The sequence below is a fragment of the Mycolicibacterium sp. CBM1 genome, from assembly GCF_054073305.1.
Genome location: NZ_JBSXPP010000008.1, coordinates 105899 through 129858 on the forward strand (window position 1 = coordinate 105899; position 23960 = coordinate 129858).

At 68.1% G+C, this 23960-nt stretch carries 25 protein-coding genes and 1 pseudogene; 13 read left to right on the forward strand and 13 right to left on the reverse strand.

The genetic code is table 11. From position 1 onward, the window contains the following. Window positions 1-11 precede the first annotated feature (11 nt). The 4 genes from ACXDF8_RS13110 to ACXDF8_RS13125 all read right to left on the reverse strand — a co-directional run bounded on the left by ACXDF8_RS13110 (window position 12) and on the right by ACXDF8_RS13125 (window position 2387). A complete protein-coding gene (locus ACXDF8_RS13110; protein WP_457223693.1) occupies window positions 12-692 on the reverse strand; it encodes a hypothetical protein in 681 nt (226 codons plus the stop codon). Window positions 693-705: 13 nt separating this feature from the next. Beyond that, window positions 706-1539, reverse strand: coding sequence for an NAD-dependent protein deacetylase (locus tag ACXDF8_RS13115; RefSeq protein WP_457223694.1), 834 nt, complete (start codon window positions 1537-1539; stop codon window positions 706-708). Between the two features lie 36 nt (window positions 1540-1575). Further along, the gene (locus ACXDF8_RS13120) at window positions 1576-2154 is read right to left on the reverse strand and encodes a YdcF family protein (protein ID WP_457223695.1); all 579 of its coding nucleotides are present in this window, start codon (window positions 2152-2154) and stop codon (window positions 1576-1578) included. Between the two features lie 71 nt (window positions 2155-2225). Then, the gene (locus ACXDF8_RS13125; protein ID WP_457223696.1) at window positions 2226-2387 is read right to left on the reverse strand and encodes a hypothetical protein; all 162 of its coding nucleotides are present in this window, start codon (window positions 2385-2387) and stop codon (window positions 2226-2228) included. Window positions 2388-2440: 53 nt separating this feature from the next. Between ACXDF8_RS13125 and ACXDF8_RS13130 the strand changes: the two genes are divergently transcribed. Next, window positions 2441-4483, forward strand: a complete 2043-nt coding sequence (locus ACXDF8_RS13130; RefSeq protein WP_457223697.1) for an NAD(+) synthase — start codon at window positions 2441-2443, stop codon at window positions 4481-4483. Between the two features lie 3 nt (window positions 4484-4486). Here the strand turns inward: ACXDF8_RS13130 and ACXDF8_RS13135 are convergent. The 5 genes and pseudogenes from ACXDF8_RS13135 to ACXDF8_RS13155 all read right to left on the reverse strand — a co-directional run. Next, window positions 4487-4976, reverse strand: a pseudogene (locus ACXDF8_RS13135) (cation transporter); the annotation flags it as partial. A gap of 27 nt (window positions 4977-5003) precedes the next feature. Next, on the reverse strand, window positions 5004-5825 hold the full coding sequence (locus ACXDF8_RS13140; protein ID WP_457223698.1) for an enoyl-CoA hydratase/isomerase family protein: 822 nt from the start codon (window positions 5823-5825) through the stop codon (window positions 5004-5006). Between the two features lie 33 nt (window positions 5826-5858). After that, entirely contained in the window at window positions 5859-6713 is an 855-nt protein-coding gene (locus ACXDF8_RS13145) for a ribokinase (protein WP_457223699.1), read from the reverse strand. Between the two features lie 99 nt (window positions 6714-6812). Continuing rightward, window positions 6813-7385 carry a TetR/AcrR family transcriptional regulator gene (locus ACXDF8_RS13150; protein ID WP_457223700.1) on the reverse strand — a complete coding sequence of 191 codons (573 nt, stop codon included), beginning with the start codon at window positions 7383-7385 and terminating at the stop codon, window positions 6813-6815. Window positions 7386-7426: 41 nt separating this feature from the next. Further along, window positions 7427-8275, reverse strand: coding sequence for an oxidoreductase (locus tag ACXDF8_RS13155; RefSeq protein ID WP_457223701.1), 849 nt, complete (start codon window positions 8273-8275; stop codon window positions 7427-7429). Between the two features lie 149 nt (window positions 8276-8424). Here ACXDF8_RS13155 and ACXDF8_RS13160 point away from each other — a divergent pair, with 149 nt between their 5' ends. From ACXDF8_RS13160 to ACXDF8_RS13170, 3 genes are read left to right on the forward strand one after another with little or no spacing between them, the layout of a single operon-like run. Continuing rightward, window positions 8425-9777, forward strand: a complete 1353-nt coding sequence (locus tag ACXDF8_RS13160) for a glutamate-5-semialdehyde dehydrogenase (protein WP_457223702.1) — start codon at window positions 8425-8427, stop codon at window positions 9775-9777. An 18-nt stretch (window positions 9778-9795) separates the two neighbouring features. Beyond that, entirely contained in the window at window positions 9796-10674 is an 879-nt protein-coding gene (locus ACXDF8_RS13165) for an AAA family ATPase (protein ID WP_457223703.1), read from the forward strand. A 10-nt stretch (window positions 10675-10684) separates the two neighbouring features. Further along, the gene (locus ACXDF8_RS13170) at window positions 10685-12130 is read left to right on the forward strand and encodes a vWA domain-containing protein (RefSeq protein WP_457223704.1); all 1446 of its coding nucleotides are present in this window, start codon (window positions 10685-10687) and stop codon (window positions 12128-12130) included. A gap of 17 nt (window positions 12131-12147) precedes the next feature. On the opposite strand, the gene ACXDF8_RS13175 is transcribed toward ACXDF8_RS13170, so the two are convergent. Next, window positions 12148-12861: an EthD domain-containing protein gene (locus tag ACXDF8_RS13175; RefSeq protein WP_457223705.1), complete on the reverse strand. Its 714-nt coding sequence runs from the start codon at window positions 12859-12861 to the stop codon at window positions 12148-12150. A 73-nt stretch (window positions 12862-12934) separates the two neighbouring features. Continuing rightward, entirely contained in the window at window positions 12935-14278 is a 1344-nt protein-coding gene (locus tag ACXDF8_RS13180) for an FAD-binding oxidoreductase (RefSeq protein ID WP_457223706.1), read from the reverse strand. A 261-nt stretch (window positions 14279-14539) separates the two neighbouring features. Here ACXDF8_RS13180 and ACXDF8_RS13185 point away from each other — a divergent pair, with 261 nt between their 5' ends. The 6 genes from ACXDF8_RS13185 (at window position 14540) to ACXDF8_RS13210 (ending at window position 18724) form a co-directional block, all read left to right on the forward strand. Continuing rightward, window positions 14540-15244: a TetR/AcrR family transcriptional regulator gene (locus tag ACXDF8_RS13185; protein ID WP_457223707.1), complete on the forward strand. Its 705-nt coding sequence runs from the start codon at window positions 14540-14542 to the stop codon at window positions 15242-15244. A gap of 111 nt (window positions 15245-15355) precedes the next feature. Further along, the gene (gene nadD / locus ACXDF8_RS13190) at window positions 15356-16018 is read left to right on the forward strand and encodes a nicotinate-nucleotide adenylyltransferase (protein ID WP_457223708.1); all 663 of its coding nucleotides are present in this window, start codon (window positions 15356-15358) and stop codon (window positions 16016-16018) included. After that, the gene (rsfS, locus tag ACXDF8_RS13195) at window positions 16019-16435 is read left to right on the forward strand and encodes a ribosome silencing factor (RefSeq protein ID WP_457223709.1); all 417 of its coding nucleotides are present in this window, start codon (window positions 16019-16021) and stop codon (window positions 16433-16435) included. Then, a complete protein-coding gene (gene gpgP, locus ACXDF8_RS13200) occupies window positions 16432-17100 on the forward strand; it encodes a glucosyl-3-phosphoglycerate phosphatase (protein ID WP_457223710.1) in 669 nt (222 codons plus the stop codon). Before rsfS ends, gpgP begins: the two co-directional genes overlap by 4 nt. After that, window positions 17090-17857: a diglucosylglycerate octanoyltransferase gene (gene octT, locus ACXDF8_RS13205; RefSeq protein ID WP_457223711.1), complete on the forward strand. Its 768-nt coding sequence runs from the start codon at window positions 17090-17092 to the stop codon at window positions 17855-17857. Before gpgP ends, octT begins: the two co-directional genes overlap by 11 nt. A gap of 3 nt (window positions 17858-17860) precedes the next feature. Next, window positions 17861-18724 (forward strand): DegV family protein, encoded by an 864-nt coding sequence (locus tag ACXDF8_RS13210; protein ID WP_457223712.1) that lies wholly within the window; start codon window positions 17861-17863, stop codon window positions 18722-18724. Here the strand turns inward: ACXDF8_RS13210 and ACXDF8_RS13215 are convergent. After that, window positions 18711-19259 carry a YceI family protein gene (locus ACXDF8_RS13215; protein ID WP_457223713.1) on the reverse strand — a complete coding sequence of 183 codons (549 nt, stop codon included), beginning with the start codon at window positions 19257-19259 and terminating at the stop codon, window positions 18711-18713. The two genes, ACXDF8_RS13210 and ACXDF8_RS13215, sit on opposite strands and share 14 nt — an antisense overlap. 113 nt (window positions 19260-19372) lie before the next feature. Next, window positions 19373-20431, reverse strand: a complete 1059-nt coding sequence (locus ACXDF8_RS13220; protein WP_457223714.1) for an NAD(P)H-dependent amine dehydrogenase family protein — start codon at window positions 20429-20431, stop codon at window positions 19373-19375. A 190-nt stretch (window positions 20432-20621) separates the two neighbouring features. Here ACXDF8_RS13220 and ACXDF8_RS13225 point away from each other — a divergent pair, with 190 nt between their 5' ends. From ACXDF8_RS13225 to holA, 3 genes are read left to right on the forward strand one after another with little or no spacing between them, the layout of a single operon-like run. Then, entirely contained in the window at window positions 20622-21446 is an 825-nt protein-coding gene (locus tag ACXDF8_RS13225) for a ComEA family DNA-binding protein (RefSeq protein ID WP_457223715.1), read from the forward strand. A gap of 34 nt (window positions 21447-21480) precedes the next feature. Next, the gene (locus ACXDF8_RS13230; protein ID WP_457223819.1) at window positions 21481-22947 is read left to right on the forward strand and encodes a ComEC/Rec2 family competence protein; all 1467 of its coding nucleotides are present in this window, start codon (window positions 21481-21483) and stop codon (window positions 22945-22947) included. 38 nt (window positions 22948-22985) lie between these two features. After that, a complete protein-coding gene (gene holA, locus ACXDF8_RS13235) occupies window positions 22986-23960 on the forward strand; it encodes a DNA polymerase III subunit delta (RefSeq protein ID WP_457223716.1) in 975 nt (324 codons plus the stop codon).

Genomic DNA, 23960 nt, shown 5'->3' on the forward strand with positions numbered 1-23960 from the left:
GGTCAGACCGGTCAGCGCCGCACCAGACCGGCAATTCGTTTCTCGAGTGCGCCGAGTTTCGCCTTGAGTTGATCGGCGCGATCGCCGGCCGCATCCATCGGGTCGTCGTCGCGTTTGCCGACGATGACGCCGTGCGCTTTCGCAGTGGCGACCACACATTCGCTGACCCGCGGATCGGCCAGGATCAACGTCGAGAGCACTCCCGGTGAGAGCACCTTGTCCCCACCGATCAGCCCGCGGTAATGCACCTCGGCGGGGATCCGGACGTCGGCATGGTCTTCGATCTGCTGCCGCGCGGTTGCCATGAGCAAGGTGAGCACTGCCGTGGAGGCCAATCCGAGCAGCTTTCCGCGGCCCGGGAACCAGGGCACCGGCAGCCGGTCGAGCTGCTTCTCGACCGCACCCGACAGCAGGTACTCGACGAGATTGCGGGTGTCGACTTCGGTCACCTTCGACCACTTCACGTCATCGCCGTCGAATTCCAGCGATTCGGGGCTGACGGCGACGCCGCCGAACCGGTTGAGGAGGCGCACGGCACCCCGAAGTCGCTGCGGCAGCCGGGTGGTGTCGGCGACGATGTCGCCGATCCCCAGCGCCCATCGCTGTGTGATCGGCCCGGCCGGTGGCCGAACCTTGTTCAACAGGGCGGAGACCCGGCCGACTTCCTCATCGACGTCATCCGTGGCGCGCATGCCACCGAGCTTCTCATGCCGACATCAGTCCGGACAGTTCGTCGGCGAGCAGTGCCAGCATCGGCGAGCAGCCGCTGTCGACCTTCACCGTAGCCAGATCGTCGCCGCGGGTTGGACCACGGTTGACGATCGCGACGGGGATGCCCAGGGCGGCGGCGTGCCGCACGAACCGATACCCGGAGAACACCGTCAGCGAGGAACCCGCCACCAATAGCGCCTCGGATTCCTCGACGAGCGAATAGGCCTGCGCAACAACATCTTTGCGAACGCTTTCACCGAAGTACACGATGTCGGGTTTGAGCATTCCGCCACAAGCTGGGCAGTCCAGGAAATGGAACGATTCGGTGTCGGCGACCGCGGCATCGGCGTCGGGCGCCACGGCGATACCGCCGACGCGCTCGGCATGCTCGGCGAAGCCGGGGTTGGCCGCCTCGAGACCCTCAGCCAGCGCCGCCCGCGACATCGTGTGGCCGCAGTCCAGGCAGATCACCTGCGCGTAGGTGCCGTGCAGGTTGATGACGTTGCGGCTGCCGGCTTTGGTGTGCAGCAGGTCGACGTTCTGGGTGATGATCCCGGTGACGACGCCGGCTCGCTCCAGCTGCACCAGCGCGCGATGGCCCGCATTGGGCAGCGTCTGCGCCATGTGGCGCCAGCCCAGGTGGTTGCGCGCCCAGTAGCGCCGGCGGAAGTCGCGGCTGGAGGTGAACTGGCGGATCGTCATCGGATTGGCCGGGGGAGAGTCCGGGCCGCGGTAATCGGGGATGCCCGAGTCAGTGGAGATGCCCGCGCCGGTCAACACCGCGACACGGCGTCCGGACAGCACCGCGACGAGTTCGGGACCTTCCACGCCGTCCAGCGTAACCGTGCCCGGCGGCAGCCGAACTCAGCCGAAGTTGGTGAAGGGGCTCAACGCGTCCCGGGCGAACTGGGTGATGTTGACCGTCGGGTCGCCGTCCGGATAGCTCACCGTCGCCAGCATGTTGGCACCGGCGTCGACGAAGTCGCCGTCGGCGCGACCCTGATGGGTGCTCGAGGTGACCAGGATGATTCCTGACGTGCCGGCCTGCTGGGCCAGCGGCACCGAGAAGCGGGCGTTCTGCACCGTGCTGTTGGCCTTGTCCTCCACGATGATCCGGCTGTCCGGGAATCCCAGCATCGTCAGCATCCGGCGCATCTGACTCGCTTCGGTCTTGCCGTTCTGTGGATTGCCGCCCGTCACGATGACCGGGGACTGCGGATAGAACTGCGCGACCGCCAGTCCGGTCAGGACCCGGCGCCGCAGGATCATCCGCATCGACCCGTCCGGCAACAGTCCGTAGCCGAGGATGACGATCGCCGGCTTGGAGAAGTCCTTGGCGGCGGGTGCGGGTAGCGGCTCGGCGTGAGCGGCTGGGACCGATTCGGCGAGCAGCGTCGCGACGACCAGGGCCAAGGCCCCGCAGACGGCTTTGAATCGACGCACGCTTCCTCCGCAACCGTTGACGTGGGTACTGCCCCTAAATCGTCCCGCGGCGCGGTGGTGTTACGCGAGCGTCAGGTGTGGCTCACGGGAGGCAATTCGATGATGTCGGCGACATTGCCCGCCAGCACGTCGGCGTCGGGGCGACGGTAGGCGTTGGGCATGTCGACCACGAGGAGCGCGGTATCAGCGATGGCCGCGGGCCGCGGGGTTAGCCGCTGTAGGGCGCAGGACACGCGCGAGTCGGTGGTGATCGTTTCCGCGAATCGGCGACGGGCGACAATGGGGCATGGATTTCTACTCCACCTACCGGCACGGCTTCGCTCGGGTGGCCGCGTGCACGCACCATACGGTGCTGGCGGACCCGGCCGCCAACGCCGAGTCGGTGCTGCGAATCGCGCAGGCCTGCCACGACGACAGCGTCGCGGTGGCGGTGTTTCCCGAACTCACGCTCTCGGGTTACTCCATCGAGGACATCCTGCTGCAGGACTCGTTGCTCGACGCGGTCGAGGACGCCCTGCTCGACGTCATCGCCGCATCGGCCGATCTTCTTCCGATCCTGGTGGTCGGGGCGCCGCTGCGGTACTTGCACCGGATCTACAACACCGCCGTGGTCATCCACCGCGGCACTGTGCTGGGGGTGGTCCCGAAGTCGTACCTGCCGACTTACCGGGAGTTCTACGAGAGCCGCCAGTTCGCGGCGGGTGACGACATGCGTGGCACCATCGGTATCGGTGGTACGGACGTGCCGTTCGGCCCGGACCTACTGTTCGTGGCCGACGATGTGCCGGGGTTGGTCCTGCACGTCGAGATCTGCGAAGACATGTTCGTGCCGGTGCCGCCGAGTGCCCAGGCCGCGCTCGCCGGCGCGACGGTGCTGGCCAACCTCTCGGGCAGCCCGATCACGATCGGGCGGGCTGAAGACCGCAAACTGCTGGCCCGCTCGGCCTCGGCGCGGTGCCTTGCCGCCTATGTCTATGCCGCGGCCGGTGAAGGGGAGTCGACCACCGACCTGGCGTGGGACGGCCAGACGATGATCTACGAGAACGGCCGGCTGCTGGCCGAATCCGAGCGCTTCCCGAAGGGTGAGCGGCGGTCGGTCGCCGACGTCGACCTGGATCTGCTGCGCTCGGAGCGCATGCGGATGGGCACCTTCGACGACAATCGCCACCACCACCAGGACGGGTTGAATACGTTCCGCCGCATCATTTTCCGGCTCGACCCGCCGGGTGGGGACATCGGGTTGCTGCGGGAGGTCGAGCGATTCCCGTTCGTGCCGAGCGATCCAGCGCGGCTGGAGCAGGATTGCTATGAGGGTTACAGCATTCAGGTTTCCGGCCTCGAACAGCGGCTGCGTGCGCTGAACTACCCCAAGATCGTCATCGGAGTGTCCGGTGGTCTGGACTCGACTCACGCCCTGATTGTGGCGGCCCGTGCGATGGACCGGGAAGGCCGGCCCCGCAGCGACATTCTGGCCTACACCCTGCCCGGCTTTGCCACCGGCGAGCGCACCAAGAGCAACGCGATCAAACTCAGCCAGGCGCTCGGGGTGACCTTCGCAGAGCTGGACATTCGATCGACCGCCCAACTCATGCTCACCGAGATGGGACATCCGTTCGGCCGCGGCGAGAAGGTCTACGACGTCACGTTCGAGAACGTCCAAGCTGGGCTTCGCACCGACTATCTGTTCCGGATCGCCAATCAGCGCGGCGGCATCGTGCTGGGCACCGGCGACCTGTCGGAGTTGGCCCTGGGCTGGTCGACCTACGGTGTGGGCGATCAGATGTCGCACTACAACGTCAACGGCGGCGTGCCGAAAACCCTGATCCAGCACCTGATTCGCTGGGTGATCTCTTCCGGTGAGTTCAGCGACGAGGTCGGCGAGATCCTGCAGTCGGTGCTCGACACCGAGATCACCCCGGAGCTTGTACCCACCGGGGAGGACGAGGAGATCCAGAGCAGCGAGGCCAAGGTGGGGCCGTATTCGCTACAGGACTTCTCGTTGTTCCAGGTGCTGCGCTACGGATTCCGGCCCTCGAAGATCGCGTTCCTGGCCTGGCACGCCTGGAGCGATCCCGACAGCGGACGATGGCCGCCGGGATTTCCGGAGGGCAAACGACCCACATATTCGCTGAAGGAGATTCGGCACTGGCTGGGCGTCTTCGCGCAGCGGTACTACTCGTTCAGCCAGTTCAAGCGTTCGGCTCTGCCTAACGGGCCCAAGGTCTCTCACGGTGGGTCGCTGTCGCCGCGCGGTGACTGGCGGGCGCCTTCGGACATGTCGGCGCGGATCTGGCTGGCCGAGATCGAACGCGAGATACCCGAAGAGTAGGCCTCAGCAGCAGGTGTCGCCGCGCCAGGCCTGCCGGCCCTCCCGGGCCGCGACGGCGGCAATCACCAACGCGGTTGCGGGGTCGGCCCACCACCAGCCGAGCAACGCGTTGAGCAACAAGCCAGCCAGAAGCACCGCCGAGATAGGTGCACAGCAGCGTCTGCTTGGAATCGGCTACCGCGGAGCAGGATCCGTACTCCCGGCCGCCGCGCCGCTGGGCCAGGGAAAGCCCGGGCATCACGGCCAGGCTGACGGTGGCCAGGCCGATGCCGATCGTGGAATGGCGTGCCTCCTGGACTCCGCCCAGCGCCAGCACCGATGCCACCACCACGTAGCCGGCCAGCGCGAAGAACGAGACAGCCACGAACCGCAGCGCGGCCTGCCCTCGCGTGTGCGGGTCCGGCGCGGCGAACTGCCAGGCGATGGCGGCCGCGGAGGACACCTCGATGAGGCAGTCCAGACCGAAGCCGACCAACGTCCGCGTAGCGCGACTGCAGAGCCAACGCTGAACTGTCTTGCGCTACAGCCTGCCGTCGATGCGCAGCTCCGGATGCACCCAGTTCGGCGAGCGGCGTTCTTTGAACGCCAGGAAGCCCTCGATCGACTCCGGTGAGCCCAGGCTGCGTTGCATGCCGATCCGGTCGTAGAGGCCCAGATAGTTGTCGATGCTGGACTTCACCACCGACCGCGCACCCGGCGCGGTACGACAGCACTGGGCGAGAACCTCGCGCGCGGCTTCGGCCAGATCGGCGTGCGGCACCACGCGGGCGACCATGCCCCAATCCAGGGCCTCGTCGGCGGTCAGCGTACGGCCGGTGAACATCAGGTCGCGGGTCCGCACCGGGCCGATCAGCCGCGCCAGCATCTGGCTGTAATAGGTGTCGGCGATACCGCGGTAGAGCTCCGGAACGCGGAATGTCGCGCGGTCGCTGACCACTGCCATGTCGGCGCACAACGCGATCTGCAGCCCGCCGCCCTGGCACAGGCCGTTGACGGCGGCGACCACCGGTTTGGCGGACTGTCGCAGACTGTCGAACGGAAGGGCGTCCATGCCCAGCGCTGCTCCGAAGGTCAACCAGTTGTCGGTGCCGCCGCCGCCCATGTCGCCGCCGGGAGCGAAGACGTCACCCGTCCCGGTGATGAGCAGCCCGGCCAGGTCGGGGTCGGATCCGACATGGTTGACCGCGTACTTGATGCCGAAGTACATCGCCGCCGTCATCGCGTTGCGGGCCTCGGGACGGTCCAGCGTGCAGACCCCGAACGCGCCCTCGCGGGTGAATTTCAAGAACGGGGTGCCCAACCAGTCGCCGTCTGGCGGTCGCGGTGGGTCAGTGGGTGCCATCGCGTGCACACTATCGCCACTACGGTAGGTGGTTCAGTACTGGGTGAGAGCGTCCTCGATGGCGTCATCGGTTGGCGCGCAGTCGCCGGCGCCCGATACCAGCGTCGCCAGAGCGCCGGCCGTGCACGCACGGCGCAGAGCACGGTGATGGCCACTTCGCCAGTCCGCGGCGAGAACACCGGCGAAGACGTCGCCGGCGCCGGTGGTGTCGACCGCCTCCACCTCCGGGCTTGGTATCTCGACGGTGCTGTCGGGACCGCGGTAGGTGGCTCCGCGGGCGCCCCGGGTGACGACGATATGGCGTGTGGCCCAGCGCCAGTGCGGCTCCTCGGACTCGTTGACGATCACGACGTCGGTGACGTCGGCCAATTCCTCGAGGCCGGCGTTGTCGCTGGCGGGGGAAGCATTGACGATCACGGTCGCTCCCACGGAGCGGCCTTCGCGCGCGGACGCCACCGCCGTCGCCAACGGCACCTCCAAGGAGATGAGCAGTACTTCGCACTCGGAGATCACGGCACGCGCGGCGGCCGAGCTCAACGTCAGGTGGGCGTTGGCGCCCGGAGCGACCACGATCAGATTCTCGCCGTGGTCGTCGACCAGGATGACCGCGCTGCCGCTGGCGGCCGAGAGGCGTTCCAGACCATCGAGTCCGACGCCGTTGGCACTGAGGTGGGCTCGTAATGCGGCGCCGGGGGGATCCTCACCGACGGCCCCCACGAACTGGACGCTGGCACCGGCGCGGGCCGCTGCGACTGCCTGATTCCCGCCCTTGCCGCCGGGACCCGTGGTGACCGAGGTGGCCAGAATTGTTTCCGCCGGCTGCGGGAGAGTGGGCACCCGGAAAAACTGGTCGACGTTCACGCTTCCGACTACACATACCCGTGTCACCTGAATTGCCCCGCTCGCCAAAGAGATCGTCGCACAGCATTGTTGCGGACCGTCGGCATTCTTTCGCCCCTTCGGGACAGTCCCGCTCGGTTGTCAGTATCAACGGGCGGTGCGGCGCCAGACCTCGGTGCAAGCCCTTCTGGCCCGACCTAGCTCGGCCTCGGAAACTCGGGAGCCTTGGTAGAAGCTGCGTTCGATCATCCAGCACAAGGCTCGCGCTATGCCGGTGATGTCGGCGCTCGGCACGTCCGGTTCGCTGTTCATGTGCCGCAGAATGTCGGCAATGGCCTCGATGAAGATCTCAGCGGTATCAGTCCAGAGGGTGTCGATCTCGGGAACCGATGACGCCAGGTCGATCGCCGTGCGCATCACGACGCCGTGTTCACGCCAAAGGGCTTCGGTTCTGGCCATCGCCTCGTCGATGGCGTATTCACCGCGTGCGGCATCCGAGGCGGCTTGGCGTGATTTCTCCCGGAGCGCCTCGACGGTCCGCGCGACCAGCGCTGTGATGATGTCCTGCTTGGATCCGAAATAGAAGTACAGGGCGCCCCGGGTTATCCCCGCCCCCGCGGCGATGTCGGCAACCACCATAGTCTCGTAGCCTTGCTCAGCGAGCAGCCGTTCAGCGGTGTCCAGGATTGCCTGCTCCCGCAAATCCCCTTTTCGAGGCATCGCTGAACCACGCCGGGTCGAACGCGACGGCGCTCGCATGACTAGCCGGCCGCAATCTGGTGGCCGTCGGGGAAGTCGGTTGTGCGAGAGACGGATTCCCACGCGTCGATCTCGTCGTCGACAGCGCGGCGCGCGGTCCGGATCAGACGAAGTGCGTCAGATCCCAGCACGAGATGCCTCGGCGGATTGACCGACCCGGCGACGCGGATGACCACAGCGGCAGCCTTCGCAGGGTCACCGAGTTGGTTGCCGCTGGCCTGCGCGCGCGCGTCGCGGATGGGTGTGAATAGATCGTCGTAGTCGGGGATCGATCGCTCTGATCGCCTCATTGACCGACCGGCCCAGTCGGTGCGGAACGACCCCGGCTCGATGGCAGTCACGTGGATACCGAACTGTGCGACCTCTTTTGCCAGGCTCTCCAGTAATCCTTCCAGAGCGAATTTGCTGCCGCAGTAGGCGGTCAGACCGGCCGGCGCCATCAACCCGCCCATCGACGTGACCGCCATGAGATGACCGCTGCGGCGCTGGCGCAGGTGAGGTAGGGCCGCTTGGAACGTCGCGGCAACGCCGAACACGTTGGTGTCGAACTGGGCGCGTAACTCGCTGAGGGGCGTTTCCTCGAAGATGCCTTCGAGTCCGTAGCCCGCGTTGGCGATCACGACATCGATGGGGCCGACGGTGGATTCGACATCGTTCACGGTGGCGAACACCGCGCTGTCGTCGGTCACGTCCAGCAGTCGGCCGTGGGCGACGGGGGACAGGGCTTCGAACGACTCGAGGTCGGCCTCGCGACGGACAGTTCCAACGACGGAGTGGCCCGCCTCCAGTGCAGCTTCGGCGAACGCGCGTCCCAGACCGCTGCTGACGCCGGTGATCAAGAACGTCTTCACCGGTGATCTCCTCTCACTCGATTCGTTAGAGATCCTAGAGAGAAAATCAACATAGTGTCGATTTTAGTTGACGATGCGTCGACTTATTGCGATCTTCGGCTGGTGGGCCCCCACCTGCCGGTTGGTAGAGAGACCGATACCCTGTGGTAATGAGCGTCCAAGCGCCGGCTCCGGAGGGCAGGAGCGAAGCGACCCGGGAAACAGGTCCGGAGGGCAGGAGCGAAGCGACCCGGGAAACAGGTCCGGAGGGCAGGAGCGAAGCGACCCGGGAATCTGGACCCGACGTGAAGAGTCAGGTGCACGACGCGGCCCGCCGGTCGCGGATCGCCGCGCGGACCCTGGCATCGCTAACCACCACCGTGAAAGACCGCGCCTTGCACGCGGCCGCCGACGCGGTGCTGGCCCACACCCACCAGATCCTGGCGGCCAATGCCGAGGATCTCGACGCGGCACGGGCCACCGGTACCGCCGAAGCCATGTTGGATCGGCTGGCGCTCAACCCGCAGCGGGTCGACGGCATCGCCGCGGGCCTGCGTCAGGTCGCGGGATTGCCCGACCCGATCGGCGAGGTGCTGCGCGGCCGGACCCTGCCCAACGGGTTGCAGCTTCGCCAGCAGCGCGTGCCGCTCGGCGTCATCGGCATCGTCTACGAGGGCCGGCCCAACGTCACCGTCGACGCCTTCGGGCTCACCCTGAAATCGGGCAACGCCGTCCTGCTGCGCGGCAGCTCCTCGGCGGCCCACTCCAACGCCGAGCTGGTCACCGTGTTGCGCGGTGCGCTGGCCGGTGAAGGGTTGCCCGAGGATGCGGTGCAATTGCTGCCCAGCGCTGACCGGTCCAGCGTCACCCACCTCATCCAGGCCCGCGGTCTGGTCGACGTGGTCATCCCGCGCGGCGGTGCTGGACTCATCGACGCCGTCGTCCGCGACGCCATGGTGCCCACCATCGAGACCGGTGTGGGCAACTGCCACGTCTATGTGCACGGCGCCGCCGACCTCGACGTTGCCGAACGAATCGTGTTGAACGCCAAGACCCGTCGGCCCAGCGTCTGCAACGCCGCCGAAACGCTGCTGGTCGACGAGGCCGTGGCCGACATCGCCCTACCCCGGCTGGTCGGCGCGCTGCAGCAGGCCGGTGTCACCGTCCACGACAACCCCACCGAGGACGAACTGCGCGCGGAGTTCCTGTCGATGGATATCGCCGTGGCGCGCGTCGACGGCCTCGACGCCGCCATCGAGCACATCAACACCTACGGCACCGGCCACACCGAGGCCATCGTCACCACCGATCTCGCTGCGGCGCAACGCTTCACCGAGCGGGTGGATGCGGCCGCGGTGATGGTCAACGCCTCCACGTCGTTCACCGACGGTGAGCAATTCGGCTTTGGAGCCGAGATCGGCATATCCACCCAGAAGCTGCATGCTCGCGGCCCGATGGGTTTGCCAGAACTGACCTCGACAAAGTGGATCGTCTGGGGAGACGGCCATACCCGACCTGCCTGACCCACGACAGGAGACCCCGTGACCGAAACCCCCGCACGTCCCGCGCCGCTGTTCAGCGACATCGACGACGTGTCCAAGCGGCTGGCCGAGACCGGTTACCTGCCCGACACCGCCACCGCCACCGCGGTGTTCCTGGCCGACCGGCTGGGTAAGCCACTGCTCGTCGAAGGTCCCGCAGGCGTCGGCAAGACCGAACTGGCCCGGGCGGTCGCCCAGACCACCGGGTCGGGCCTGGTGCGGCTGCAGTGCTACGAGGGTGTCGACGAGGCCCGAGCACTCTACGAGTGGAACCACGCCAAGCAGATCCTGCGGATGCAGTCCGGATCGAACGACTGGGACCAGGCCAAGTCCGACATCTTCAGCGAGGAATTCCTGTTGTCGCGGCCGCTGCTCACCGCGATCCGGCGCACCGAGCCGACCGTCCTGCTGATCGACGAGACCGACAAGGCCGACATCGAGATCGAAGGTCTGCTGCTGGAGGTGCTGTCGGACTTCGCGGTCACCGTGCCGGAACTGGGCACCATCACCGCCTCGCGCACCCCGTTCGTGGTGCTGACCTCCAACGCCACTCGGGAGCTGTCCGAGGCGCTCAAACGACGCTGCCTCTTTCTGCACATCGACTTCCCCGACCCCGATCTGGAGCGCCGCATCCTGCTGTCCCGGGTGCCCGAGCTGCCGGAATCGCTGGCCGCCGAACTGGTTCGCATCATCGGGGTGCTGCGCGGCATGCAGCTCAAGAAGGTGCCGTCGGTCGCCGAGACCATCGACTGGGGACGCACCATCCTGGCCCTGGGGCTGGACACCATCGACGACGCCACCATCGCCGCGACCCTGGGCGTGATCCTCAAACACCAGTCCGATCAACAGCGCGCCTCCGGCGAGCTCCGGCTGAACTAGGATTCTGCAGATGGCCGTCCGCAGGGTGCGCCCCCCGCAGCCGCTGGCCCCGCACGGCCTGCCGGGCCATCTGGTTGGCTTCGTCGAAGCCCTGCGTTCCCAAGGTATTTCGGTGGGCCCGTCGGAGACTGTCGACGCCGGCCGGGTGCTGACCGTGCTCGGACTCGGTGACCGCGAGGCGTTGCGGGAGGGGCTGGCGTGTGCGGTGTTGCGCCGCGCCGATCACCGCCAGACCTACGACGCGCTGTTCGACCTGTGGTGGCCGGCCGCGTTGGGCGGGCGAACCGTCGTCGAGGAGGAAGACGGCGGGCAATCCCCGCCGCAGGGATTGCCGCCCGAAGACGTCGAGGCCATGCGAGCCATGCTGCTCGACCTGCTGGCCGACAACCCCGACATCGGCGATCTCGACGAGCGGCTGGTCGCGATGATCGCCCAGATCGTCGAGGCCTACGGCCGCTACACCTCCAGCCGCGGTCCGTCGTACTCGTCGTATCAGGCGCTCAAGGCCATGGGCCTGGACCAACTCGAGGGCCGATTGCTGGCCGGGCTGCTCGCGCCGCACGGCGACGACCCGAGTCCCACGCAGGAGCAGATCGCCAAAGCGATTGCCGCGCAGAAGATTGCCCAACTGCGCCGGCTGGTGGAAAGCGAGACCAAGCGGCGTACCGCAGAACAGCTGGGCCGCGACCACGTGCAGATGTACGGCATCCCGCAGCTGGCCGAGAACGTCGAGTTCCTGCGGGCCTCCGGCGACCAGCTGCGCCAGATGCGCAATACGGTCCAGCCTTTGGCCCGGATGCTGGCCACCCGGCTGGCCGCCAAGCGCCGGCGGCACCGCGCCGGCGCGATCGACCTGCGCAAGACCCTGCGCAAGTCGATGTCCACCGGCGGTGTGCCGATCGACGTGGTGCTGCGCAAGCCACGCCCGGCCCGGCCGGAACTCGTTGTGCTGTGCGACGTCTCGGGCTCGGTGGCGGGCTTCAGCCACTTCACCCTGCTGCTGGTTCACGCGCTGCGCCAACAGTTCTCCCGGGTGCGGGTGTTCGCCTTCATCGACACCACCGACGAGGTGACGCACCTGTTCGGTCCGGACGCCGACCTGGCGGTCGCCATTCAGCGCATCACCAGGGAGGCGGGTGTCTACACCCGTGACGGACATTCCGATTACGGCAACGCGTTCGTGTCGTTCAGCGAGAACTTCCACAACGTGCTGTCCCCACGTAGCTCGCTGCTGGTGTTGGGTGACGGGCGGACCAACTACCGCAATCCCGCGACCGACGTGCTGGCACACATGGTCAACGCCAGCCGGCACGCCCACTGGCTTAACCCCGAACCGCGGCACCTGTGGGGAAGCGGAGACTCGGCCGTCCCGCGTTACGAGGACATCATCACCATGCACGAGTGCCGGTCGGCCAAGCAGCTCGCTACGGTGATCGACCAGCTGTTGCCGGTCTAGCGTCGGTCATTCACTCCTCACCGGGTGACCGGGAGGGTGCCCCAGGAGTAGTACTCGCGGACGATCATCGCGGCGGTCCGCTCAGTGTCGGTGAATCGGAGTTCGTCCGGCCGCAGCACGTCGCGATAGTAGGAGCCGGTGAGGGCCTTGCCGAAATCCTCCAGGCCGCCCGTTACGCCGATCGAACCGCTGCTGTCGAACGGTGCGAGCTGTAGTCCGCTGAGACGGAGTACGTCGGCCGGGCAATATTCCACGCGTCCGCGGGCGTCGCGCCCTTCGGGATTGCCCATGGCAAGGGGACCGTGGACGGTGATCCAGTGGTGGCGATACTCCTGCACGGTGAGGCTCGGTTTCCGAGTCCCCAGGACAATCACCTTGAACTCGCCCGGTGCGGTATCCCAGATCGGATGGACCATGCCGGCCGTTTCCCGAGCGGCCGGGACATCAACCGCCGGTTGGTTTTCCAGGCCGGCCGCGTTGGGGTGTGCGAAGAATCGCCGCGCCGAAACGGCCGTGTCGAACCAGTATTCCTCGGTCCCGGCGAAGGTGCCGCTGCCATCACCGATGATCGGTCCGGCGCTGGGCAGCCGGACGGACTGGGCATAACGCATCGCCCCGTCCGTCCCCTGGAGTCGCTCGACGATCGCGGGTGCGGCATTGAGCCGCTGTTCGGTCAGGTCATCCGGTGTCTGGGTGCCGGCCAGTGTGAGCAGAATGGTGACTTTGAGCATGGTTCGCTTTCCGTTGGACCGACCTGATGCATTGCCAGGGCATGCAGGTGCGAACTGCCGGGATGCCGGGCGGCTAGATGCGCGCCGATGGGAGCTCGCTGGGGTAGCTGTAGAACCGCCCGTCCGGGTCGTAGCGTTGGCGCAGCGCTTCGAGACGCGCGGCGCTGTCGGGGTGCAGGATCGCGACCGGGTGCGCGAACAGGTTCGAGTCGCCGACGTAGCCTGCGCCCAGCGAGTACTTGTCGATGCGCTGGATCGCGTCGGTGTGCCAGGCGAGCATCTCCTCGTCCTGAGCGCTGTCGGTATAGCCGCCGTAGACCTGGAACGAGATCTTGGCCTGAAGGCTGAATGCGGCGTTGGGAGGTGGCCCGTCACCCATCATTGTTCCCGGGATCAGCCACATCGTCGATGTCGAGTTGGGCAGTTCGTCGATGATCTGTTTCGCGTCGCGCCACAGGCCCTGCGCCGATGTGTCGTTGACCCAGAGGTTGTCGGACAGATACCGCAGACCTTCGGGGTACATCGCGTCGAAGGTCGCGCATAGCGCGGCATGCGTCGTGGGCTGGGCGCTGATGTGCAGCAGGGCGCGGTCCAGACCGGGTGCGGACTCCAGAGGGGCAAGATTCGCCGCCGCCTGCTCGAGGGTATCGGCGAAGGTGTAGCTGACGAGCATCAGGACCTTCTGGTCTCCGCCGACCGCCGGGTTGGCGCCCGCGACAAGAAGGCCGGGATGGTCGGCCTTGACATACCAGTCGATCAACTCGTCGTAGGCTGACAGCGGATGAACCTGGACGGACGAGGCGATCACCGCGGGCAACGGGCGCAAGTCGACGTGCAGGCGGGTCACCACGGCGAAGAATCCTGGACCGGCTCCGCGGGCTGCCCACATGACGTCGGCGTACTCATCGTCGTTGGCATGCAGGGCTTCCCCGTCGGCAGTGACGACGTCGACGGCGTGGACGCTGCCGGCGCCGAGTCCCACCTGGGCGGAGTTGAATCCGTAGCCGCCGCCGAGGACGAAGCCGGTCACGCCGACACTGGGGCAGTGGCCGAAGGGGAAGTACATCCCGTGCGCCGCCAGCGCCGCCGACAGTTCGTCGACGCGTACGCCGGCCTCCACGGTGGCGGTGCCGGCTTCGAGGTCGACTTCCACGGCTTTCAGGTGCGAGAGATCCAAAAGTAGACCGCCGTCGCGGACCGCGTTGCCCACCCAGCTGTGACCACCGGAACGGATCCCGATCTGAAGTCCCTCGGCGCGAGCCAGGTTGACGGCGCGGACCACGTCGTCCCGGCTGCCGGCGACCACGATGACCGCAGGAAACCGTTTGGGTTTGAGCGCATTCCACACCGCAGCGCAGCGCGCTGTCTCGTATCCCTCGTCGCCTCGGCGGTACACGGTGCCGTCGAACGTCGTCATTTGACCAGCCCAGACCGTAGGACCTTGTGGGTCGGGTTCGTCGAGGGTTTGGTCACCCAGACCATGCGATACCTCCGCTGTCCGCAGTCGAGGGGGATCGCCGCGACTGTCATATGAATATTCATACGAACGTGAACGTACGCCGGTCGTGGGCGGCCGTCAACTATGACGGCGGGTACCTTGAGATTCGTGACCGAACGCTCAGGTGGCCAATCGAGTGCGACGCCATCGCCCGCGCGTGGGGGTTCTGCTGCACTGCCGTTGACTGCGGCTATCTCGGCGAAACCGGCTGCCAGGAAGAAGAATTCACCGACCGGGGTGCAGAAAGCCGCCAACCGGGCGGCGGCTGAGCGCTCGCCGGGTCAAGGGCAGCGGCGTCGCCGATCCGGTGATCCCGGACGGCAGCGAGACCCGGCGCGCACCCGGGAGCTGATCTTGAACGCGGCCAGCGAGGAATTCGGAAGCGTCGGTTTCGAGGCGGCCCGGGTGGCACGGATTGCCGAGCGCGCCGGCGTTGCCCAACAGATGATCAGTTACCACTTCGGCGGCAAGCGCGGCCTGTTCGAGGCGCTCAGTGAGCGCTGGATCGACAGTGGCCGGTCGTTGAACGAGAGCACCGAGTCCGTCGTCGACATGCTCGGCGAGCTGATCCACCGGGCGGCCGACGAATCTGCGTGGGCGCAGGCGCTCGTCTTGGATGGGCAGGGCATCGATCACGCCAACCTGGTCGAACGGTTAGCGCCCATCCTCGACGATGTCCGCTCGTTCCAGGCCCAGGGCAAGCTGCCCGCCGACATCGACGCCGGCATATTCGCGTTCATGATGTTCGCGCTCACCCTCGCCCCGACCGCGTTCCCGCACATTGCGCGAGCCTTCTCGGTCGTCGACCCCGGTAGCCCCGACTTCACGAGCTACTACGCCAGGCAAGTCCAGGCGATCCTTAACCTCCAGCTTCGGCGCTCGTAGTAGCACCCGGCCGTTGCACCCGACCGGTGCGGGCGGGTCGTGCGGTATGCGCTCTGCCGCCGGGCGTGAGCACGGGGGTCCGGCGCCGAGCCTCCCGTAAGCTGGTCAATCGTGGTTTCCTCGGCTCGGCGCAGGCTCGGCGTGATGGGTGGGACGTTCGATCCCATCCACAACGGCCACCTCGTCGCTGCCAGCGAGGTAGCCAACCAGTTCGACCTCGACGAGGTGGTGTTCGTCCCCACTGGCCAGCCGTGGCAGAAATCGCGCGAGGTCACCCCGCCCGAGGACCGCTACCTGATGACGGTGATCGCCACCGCATCCAATCCGCGGTTCTCGGTCAGCCGTGTCGACATCGACCGGGGCGGCCCCACCTACACCAACGACACCCTGCGCGATCTGCGTGCGCTCAACCCCGATACCGACCTCTACTTCATCACCGGGGCCGACGCACTGGCGTCGATCCTGTCCTGGCAGAACTGGGAGGAGCTGTTCGCGCTGGCGAAGTTCGTCGGCGTCAGCCGCCCCGGCTACGAACTCAACGGCCAGCACATCGTCGCCGCCTTCGACCAACTGCCGGAGGAGGCGCTGAGTCTGGTCGAGGTTCCCGCCCTGGCGATCTCGTCCACCGACTGCCGCACCCGGGCCGCCGAGAACCGGCCGATCTGGTACCTGGTGCCCGACGGCGTCGTCCAATATGTGTCCAAGCGCCGCCTCTACCGGCGGCCTGGGCAACCCGGCCCGATGGCCGCCACAATGATCGAGGAGACCCCCTAAGTGACCGCGTCCACCGAAGCGATCCAGATGGCCACCGTGGCGGCCAGAGCAGCCGCTGCCAAACTCGCCCAGGACGTCGTCGTCATCGACGTGTCCGGCCAGCTGGTGATCACCGACTTGTTCGTGATCGGTTCGGCGTCCAACGAACGCCAGGTCAACGCCATCGTCGACGAGGTCGAGGAGAAGATGCGGCTGGCCGGATACAAGCCGGCCCGGCGCGAAGGCACTCGCGAGGGCCGGTGGGTGTTGCTCGACTACGTCGACATCGTGGTCCACATCCAGCACCAGGAGGAGCGCAACTTCTACGCGCTGGACCGGCTGTGGCGGGACTGCCCACTGGTGAACGTGGACCTCGACGACATCGAGGTCGTCGACACCGCCGACGCGTCGGCGACCGCGGCGGAGGGCAATCCGTGACGGTGCGGCGCCTGGTGATGCTGCGGCATGGACAGACCGAGTACAACGCCGACAGCCGGATGCAGGGCCAACTCGACACCGTGCTGACCGACCTGGGCCGGGCCCAGGCCGTGGCGGCCGCCGAGGTGCTGGCGAAACGCCAGCCCCTGCTCATCGTCTCCTCGGACCTTCGGCGGGCCTACGACACCGCCGTGTCGCTGGGGGAGCGCGCCGGCCTGCGAGTCCAGATCGACACCCGGCTGCGCGAAACCCATCTCGGCGACTGGCAGGGGCTGACCCACCACGAGGTGGACGCCGTCGCGCCCGGCGCACGGCTGGCCTGGCGCGACGACGCGACCTGGGCCCCGCACGGTGGCGAGAGCCGCATCGACGTCGCCGACCGCAGCGTGCCGCTGGTCGCCGAACTCATCGCCGGGGAACCGGAATGGGGTGGTGACGATCCCGACCGTCCCGTCGTGCTGGTGGCGCACGGCGGGTTGATCGCGGCGTTGTGTGCGGCGCTGCTGGCGCTGCCCGTCGACAGCTGGCCCGTGTTGGGCGGGATGGGCAACGCCAGCTGGGCCCAGCTGTCTGGACACGGCCCCGACGGCGGCGCGTTCGAGGACATCCGGTGGCGCCTCGATGTCTGGAACGCCTCGGCCCAGGTGGCCAACGATGTCCTCTGACCCCGGTTCGTCGCCGGGTCTGTCCACGCCAGCTCGCCGAACTTTGCTGGTCTTCGCCGACTCGTTGTCCTACTACGGCCCGCAAGGTGGCCTGCCCGCCGACGATCCTCGGATCTGGCCGAATATCGTTGCCGCACAACTGGGCTGGGATCTTGAGTTGATAGGCCGCATCGGCTGGACGTCACGTGACGTGTGGTGGGCGGCAACCCAGGACCCCCGTGCCTGGGCGGCGCTGCCGCGAGCCGGCGCGGTGATCTTCGCGACCAGCGGGATGGATTCCCTGCCCTCGCCGTTGCCAACGGCGTTTCGGGAAGCCATCCGCTACATCCGGCCGCCGTGGCTGCGCCGGTGGGTCCGCGACGGGTACGGCTGGGCGCAGCCTCGGCTGTCTGCTGTCTCTCGCCCCGCGCTGCCGCCCAGGCTGAGCGCGGAGTATCTGGAAATGACTAGGGCAGCAATCGATTTCAACAGGCCTGGCATCCCGATTGTCGCATCGCTGCCGTCGGTGCACATCGCCGACGCCTACGGCAACGCCCACCATGGCCGGCCCGGCACGGTTTCGGCGATCACCGACTGGGCGGCCCGCCACGGCATCCCGCTGGTCGATCTGAAAGCCGCGGTGGCCGAGGAGGTCCTGGCCGGACGGGGTAACCCCGACGGCATCCACTGGAACTTCGAAGCGCACGCGGCCGTCGCGGAGTCGATGTGCAAGGCGCTCGCCGAAGCTGGCGTTCCGCACGAGAAATCCGCAGACTAACCCATGGCGGTTGTCGTGGTCACCGACTCGTCGGCGCGGCTGCCGGCCGCCGATGCCCGCGCGTGCGGCATTCGTGTCGTGCCGCTGCATATCCTGCTCGACGGCCGCGACATCCGCGACGGAGTCGATCCGGTTCCGGCCGATCTGTACCAGCGTGGAGTCGTGACCACGGCCGGCGCCACCCCGGGTGAACTCGCGGCGGTCTACCGGCAGGCGCTGCAGGACAGCGGCGGCGACGGTGTGGTGGCGGTCCACCTGTCCGGGGAACTGTCGAGCACGGTGGGCGCCGCCGAGTACGCGGCGCGAGATTTCGGCGGTGCCGTGCGGGTGGTCGACTCGAAAACCACCGCGATGGGGACCGGGTTCGTCGCGCTGGCCGCCGCCCGGGCGGCTCAGGGGGGTACCGTCCTGGATTCCGTTGTCGCCGAGGCTGAATCACTGACCGCGCGGGTACACGCCTACATCGTGGTGCATCGGCTGGACAATCTGCGCCGCAGTGGCCGGATCGGGACCGCGGCGTCCTGGCTGGGCACCGCGCTGGCGCTCAAGCCGCTGCTGCGCATCGACGAGCAGGGCCGACTGGTGTTGGCCCAGCGGGTGCGCACCGCATCCAAGGCGGTCGCCGCGATGGTGGAGCAGGTGCTCGACGTGGTCGGCGAACAGCGCGCGGCGCTGGCGGTTCACCACATCGACAATCCCGGCGCGGCAGCGGAGATCGCCGCCACGCTCTCGGCCGCGTTGCCGGGTTGCGGGCCCGCCGTCGTCACCGACCTGGGGCCGGTCCTGGGCGTGCATGTCGGCACCGGCGCGGTGGGCGTCGTCGTTGCGCTCGATCCCACCGCGCCGCAGTCCGTCAGGCCTGCTTGAGCGCCTCGATGTCGAGGGTGATGGTGACCTTGTCGCCGACGACGGCGCCACCGGTCTCCAGCGGCATGTCGATGTCGATGCCGAAGTCCTTGCGGTTCAACACGACCGAGGCTTCGAATCCGGCGACCGCGCCGTGGCCCATGCCCGGGTTCACGCCGTTGAAGCGCAGCGGCAGGCTGATCCGCTTGGTGACACCCTTGAGGGTGAAGTCACCCTCAAGGACGTAGTCATCGCCGTCGGGCCTCACCGACGTCGAGGCGAAGGTGGCGGAGGGGTACTTCTCGACGTCGAAGAAGTCAGGTGCGCCCAGATGCGCGTCGCGCTGCTCGTTGCCGGTGTTCACCGAGGTGACGTCGATCTCCGCGGTGACCGACGCGGTGCCGTCCTCTCCGACGGTGATGGTGCCGCCGAATGCGCCGAAGGTGCCGCGGACCTTGCTGACGACGAGGTGGCGTACCGAGAAGCCGATCGACGAGTGGACGGCATCGATCGCCCAGGTGCCGTTGAGGTCGACGGTGTGAACCGGTGCAGCCATGGTGGGTCTCCTTGATTCAGTGGTCCGGGCCCTACGCCCGGCCTGCGCCAAGTAAACGGACCATGGTCCGGATTAATTCCCTCACCCCCCGCGGTGGCCGTGCGAATCGGCCATCAGTGGCCGCTGAATCTCCCGGTCACCGGCGGCAGGTCGGCCAGCGTGACAATCCCCGGCGCGGCCGCGACCACCGCCGGCACCGCGTTGGTCACCGGCATGGCCGTGTAGATCATGCCGAGCCCCATGAATCCGGGCTCGGTCCAGTCTTTGGGCGGCAGGCAGTGCAGCACCGTGCGCATATTGGGCACGCCGAAGACCTGGATGACGTGGCCGTGCTCCAGCGGCTTGGGCGGTACCACGTGGTCGCCCATCGTCCAGTTGAAGCCGACACTGACCACGTTGCGTTCGCCCACCCAACCCCGGTGATAGCCATAGACTCCGCCCACGCTGCCCTCCGGAATGGTCATGAAACCGAGGTCGGTATCACCGGTGGCCGTGGTGAAGGTGACGTCGAATGTCATCCGGTCGAGGTCGGCGCCGATTGCGTCGGCCATCATCGCGGCCGACTCGGCGAACACCTCACTTTCCCGGCGCACGCTCTCCTCCAGACCGGGAGTCTGCGGATCGCAGCCGAAACCCATGGCGCTCTGGGTGCCCGCGGACTCGTAGGTCGAACAATCCACGGACTCGGTGATGCGGATCTCGTCGACCCGTTCGCAGGCGCCGGAGAGCACCATGCCGACCATGTTGGTCATCCCCGGGTGCGCGCCACTACCGAAGATCGTGGAGTTGCCGTGTCCGCACGCCGTGCGGATCCGCGCGAGGTCTTCGGGCGACTGCTTGCCCCCGGTGATCCAGGCGGCCGACGAGCACACGTTGACCCCGGCTTCCAACAGCTGCACCAGCTCGTCGATGTTCGGCCACAGCGGGTTGTAGCAGCAGGCGTCCGGCTGGGTGGCCAGCAGGGCATCGATGTCGTTGGTCGCGGTGACGCCGGTCGGCTCAGGCCAGCCGGACAGCTCCGCGGCGTCGACACCGACCTTGTCGGCGCCGTGGGCGTATACCCCGACCAGCTCCATGTCCGGGCGGCTGATGATGGCGTGCAGCGATCGGCGCCCGATATTGCCGGTTGTCCACTGGATCACCCGCAGCGCGCGGTCGGCGGTGGCGGTCATGGAACTTCTCCTCGACAGTCGGAAGTAGACACTCTCGAAGAGTTGTACAGCATCGCGCGCTGCCTTGTGGGCGAGGTCACATGCGGTCGACGACAATCAGCCCGTCCCCAGACCGCGGTTCGTCCACAGGCCGGCCGCGGACGATGTCGGACCGGGTACCGCAGTCGGCGCATCGTCCTAGCGTCGCGGCATGCGCACCGAGCCACCCTTGGTTAGCCTGCACCGCCGTCTGCGTCCCGCCGAGCCGGCCAGGCCGCCCACCGACAGCGTGGACGACGCTGACGATGACGACGACGGCGAGGTGCCGTTGCCGAGCTGGATCCCCGAGGCGGCCAGCGGGCGAAGCCGCGGCTGGCTCGCCGCCATCCGCGCCGATCCCGGTCGCAGCGGGGGAGTCGTACTGGCGGCCATTGCGCTGATCGCAGTCCTCATCACGGTGATCACCCTGATGCGCGACGAGCCCCCGCCGGTCGTGTCGGCCAAGCTGCCGCCGGTCGAGATGGTGTCCTCGGCGGCCCCGCGGCCCAGCGCCGACCCCCACCAGCCGGTCGTCGTCAGCGTCGTCGGATTGGTCACCAACCCCGGACTGGTGACCCTGGCGCCCGACGCGCGAATCGCCGACGCGGTGTCGGCGGCCGGCGGTGTGCTCGGCGGCGCGGACATGCTCGGACTGAACCTGGCTCGCCACCTCACCGACGGCGAACAGATCGTCGTCGGCATCACCGCACCAGCCGGTCAGGCGCCCGCCCTGGGCAGCTCGGTCAGCGGCGGTCCACGTGTGCCGGCCGAGCCACCCGCGGGCCCCACGCCACATGCACCCGCCGAACCGGTCGATCTGAACACCGCTACCGTCGAGCAACTCGATGCGCTGCCCGGTGTGGGACCGGTGACGGCCACGGCGATCGTGGCCTGGCGCGACACCAACGGACCGTTCAGTAGCGTCGACCAGCTCGGTGAGGTCGACGGTATTGGGCCGGCGCGGCTGGAGAAACTGCGGGCCCAGGTCCGGGTCTGACGCCGTGCAGCCCGACGCCGGAGCGCGGTTGGATCTGCGGCTGGTGCCGGCCGCGGTGACGGCGTGGGCGGTCACCGCGGCGGCCATCACGTGGCCCGTCGGACCGGTGCTGGCTGGCGTGTGCGTGGCGTGCGCACTGCTGTGGCTGGCCCTGACGCGGTGGTGTGGCCGCACCGTTGCGGCGATGCGGGTGGCCGGTGCCGCCATCCTGGGCGCCACCGTGATCGGAGCGGGCTTCGCGCTGGCGGCAGGTATGCGCAGCGCCGCCGTCCGGGACCATCCGGTCGCCCACCGGTTCGGTGCCGTCGCCACGGTCACGGTGACCCCGGTCGAGGATCCGCGCCCGGTGGGCAGCGGCCGGGTGATGTTCGGCGGCACGCTCGGCGCCGTCGACGATCGCGAAATATCAGGCCGCGTAGTGGTTTTCGCGTCCGGCTCAAGGTTCGGCGGCCTCATGGCCGGTCAGCCCGCCCGCTTCACGGCGCGCATCGGTCGCCCCGCCCGGCACGATCTGACGGTAGCGGCGCTCAACGCCACCGGTGAGCCGGTGCTCGGTGCGGCATCGCCGATCCAGCGTGCCGCCCGGGCTGTGCGTGCCCGGTTCGCCCAGGCTGCCCGAGACGTGTTGCCGGTGCAGCAGGCCGCGATCCTGCCCGGGCTGGTGCTGGGGGATACCTCGACCGTGACGCCCCAGACCACCGTGGAATTCCGCACCGCCGGCCTGACCCACCTAACCGCCGTTTCCGGCGCAAACGTCACCATCGTGTGCGGCACGGTGCTGTTGTCGGCGCGTATCGTCGGGCCGCGGGCGGCCGTCGGTCTGGCCGCGGCGGCTCTGCTGGCGTTCGTGTTCGTGGTCCAGCCGAGCGCCAGTGTGCTCAGGGCCGCGGTGATGGGCGCGATCGCCCTGCTGGCGATGGTGTCGGCGCGCCGCCGGCAGGCGATCCCGGTACTGGCCGCCACGGTTCTCGCCCTGCTCCTGGTGGCGCCACAGTTGGCGGTCGACGCCGGGTTTGCGTTGTCGGTGTGTGCCACCGCTGCGTTGGTTGTGTTGGCGCCGGTCTGGTCGGCAGCCCTGGTTGCCCGCGGCTGGCCCAAGCCGGTTGCCGACGTGTTGTGCGTCGCCGTGGCCGCACAATTGGTCACCGCGCCGCTGGTAGCGGCCATCTCCGGGCGGCTGAGTCTGATCGGCATACTCGCCAATATTGCTGCCGCCGTGGTCATTCCGCCGATCACTGTGCTCGGCACCGCCGCCGCCGCGGTGTGTTGGGCGTGGCCGCCGGCCGCCGAGTTGCTCATCCGGTTCACCGGTCCGGAGCTGTGGTGGCTGCTGCGGGTCGCCGGTACCGCTGCCGCGGTACCGGCCGCAGCGGTGCCGGTACCCACCGGCGTCACCGGCGTTCTCAGCGTCGGTGGGGCGGGTGTGCTTGCGGTGCTGGTCTGGCGGATCGTGTTCGGTCGGCGGGTCCGGCCGCCTGGACCGGCCGGGCGCCGCGACTGACGACCGGTGACGTCGGTGCGGCGTGGCAGGATCGTCGGGTGACGTCGCATACCGCTGGCCTGCATCTGATCCTCGGCGAAGAGGACCTGCTGGTCGACCGTGCCGTCACCGCGGTGCTGCGGACCGCCCGCCTGTCCGCCGGCAATGCCGACGTCCCGGTGAACCGGCTGCGCGCCGGGGAGGTATCGGTCAACGAACTCGCCGAGCTCCTGAGCCCGTCGCTGTTCGCCGACGAGCGGGTCGTGGTGTTGGAGGCGGCCGCCGAAGCGGGCAAGGACGCCGTCGAACTCATCGCCTCGGCGGCGGCCGACCTGCCGCCCGGCACCATCCTGGTCGTCGTGCACTCCGGCGGCGGGCGGGCCAAGGCACTGGCCGATCGGCTCAAAAAATTGGGCGCCGAGGTCCATCCGTGCGCCAAGATCGCCAAGCCCGCCGAACGGGCCGACTTCGTCCGCGCCGAGTTCCGCGCTCACAAGGCCAAGGTCGACGACGACACTGTCACCGCGCTGCTCGACGCTGTCGGGTCCGACATCCGTGAACTCGCCTCGGCCTGCTCTCAGTTGGTTGCCGACACCGGCGGCCACGTCGACGCCGTGGCCGTGCGGCGGTACCACTCGGGCAAGGCGGAGGTCACCGGCTTCGACATCGCCGACAAGGCGGTCGTGGGGGACGTGGCCGGATCGGCCGAAGCGCTGCGCTGGGCGATGATGCGCGGCGTTCCGCACGTGCTGCTCGCCGACGCGCTGGCCGAGGCGGTGCACACCATCGCCCGGGTAGGCCCGCTGTCGGGGGATCCGTACCGGTTGGCCTCGGAGGTGGGCATGCCGCCGTGGCGGATCCAGAAGGCGCAAAAACAGTCGCGGCGGTGGTCACGCGACAAGATCGCGACGGCGGTGCGGCTGGTCGCAACACTGAATGCCGATGTCAAGGGCGCGGCGGCCGACGCGGACTACGTCCTGGAGGAAGCGGTGCGCAAGGTGGCGCAGCTGGCCGCCGGGAGCGGCCGGGACTGA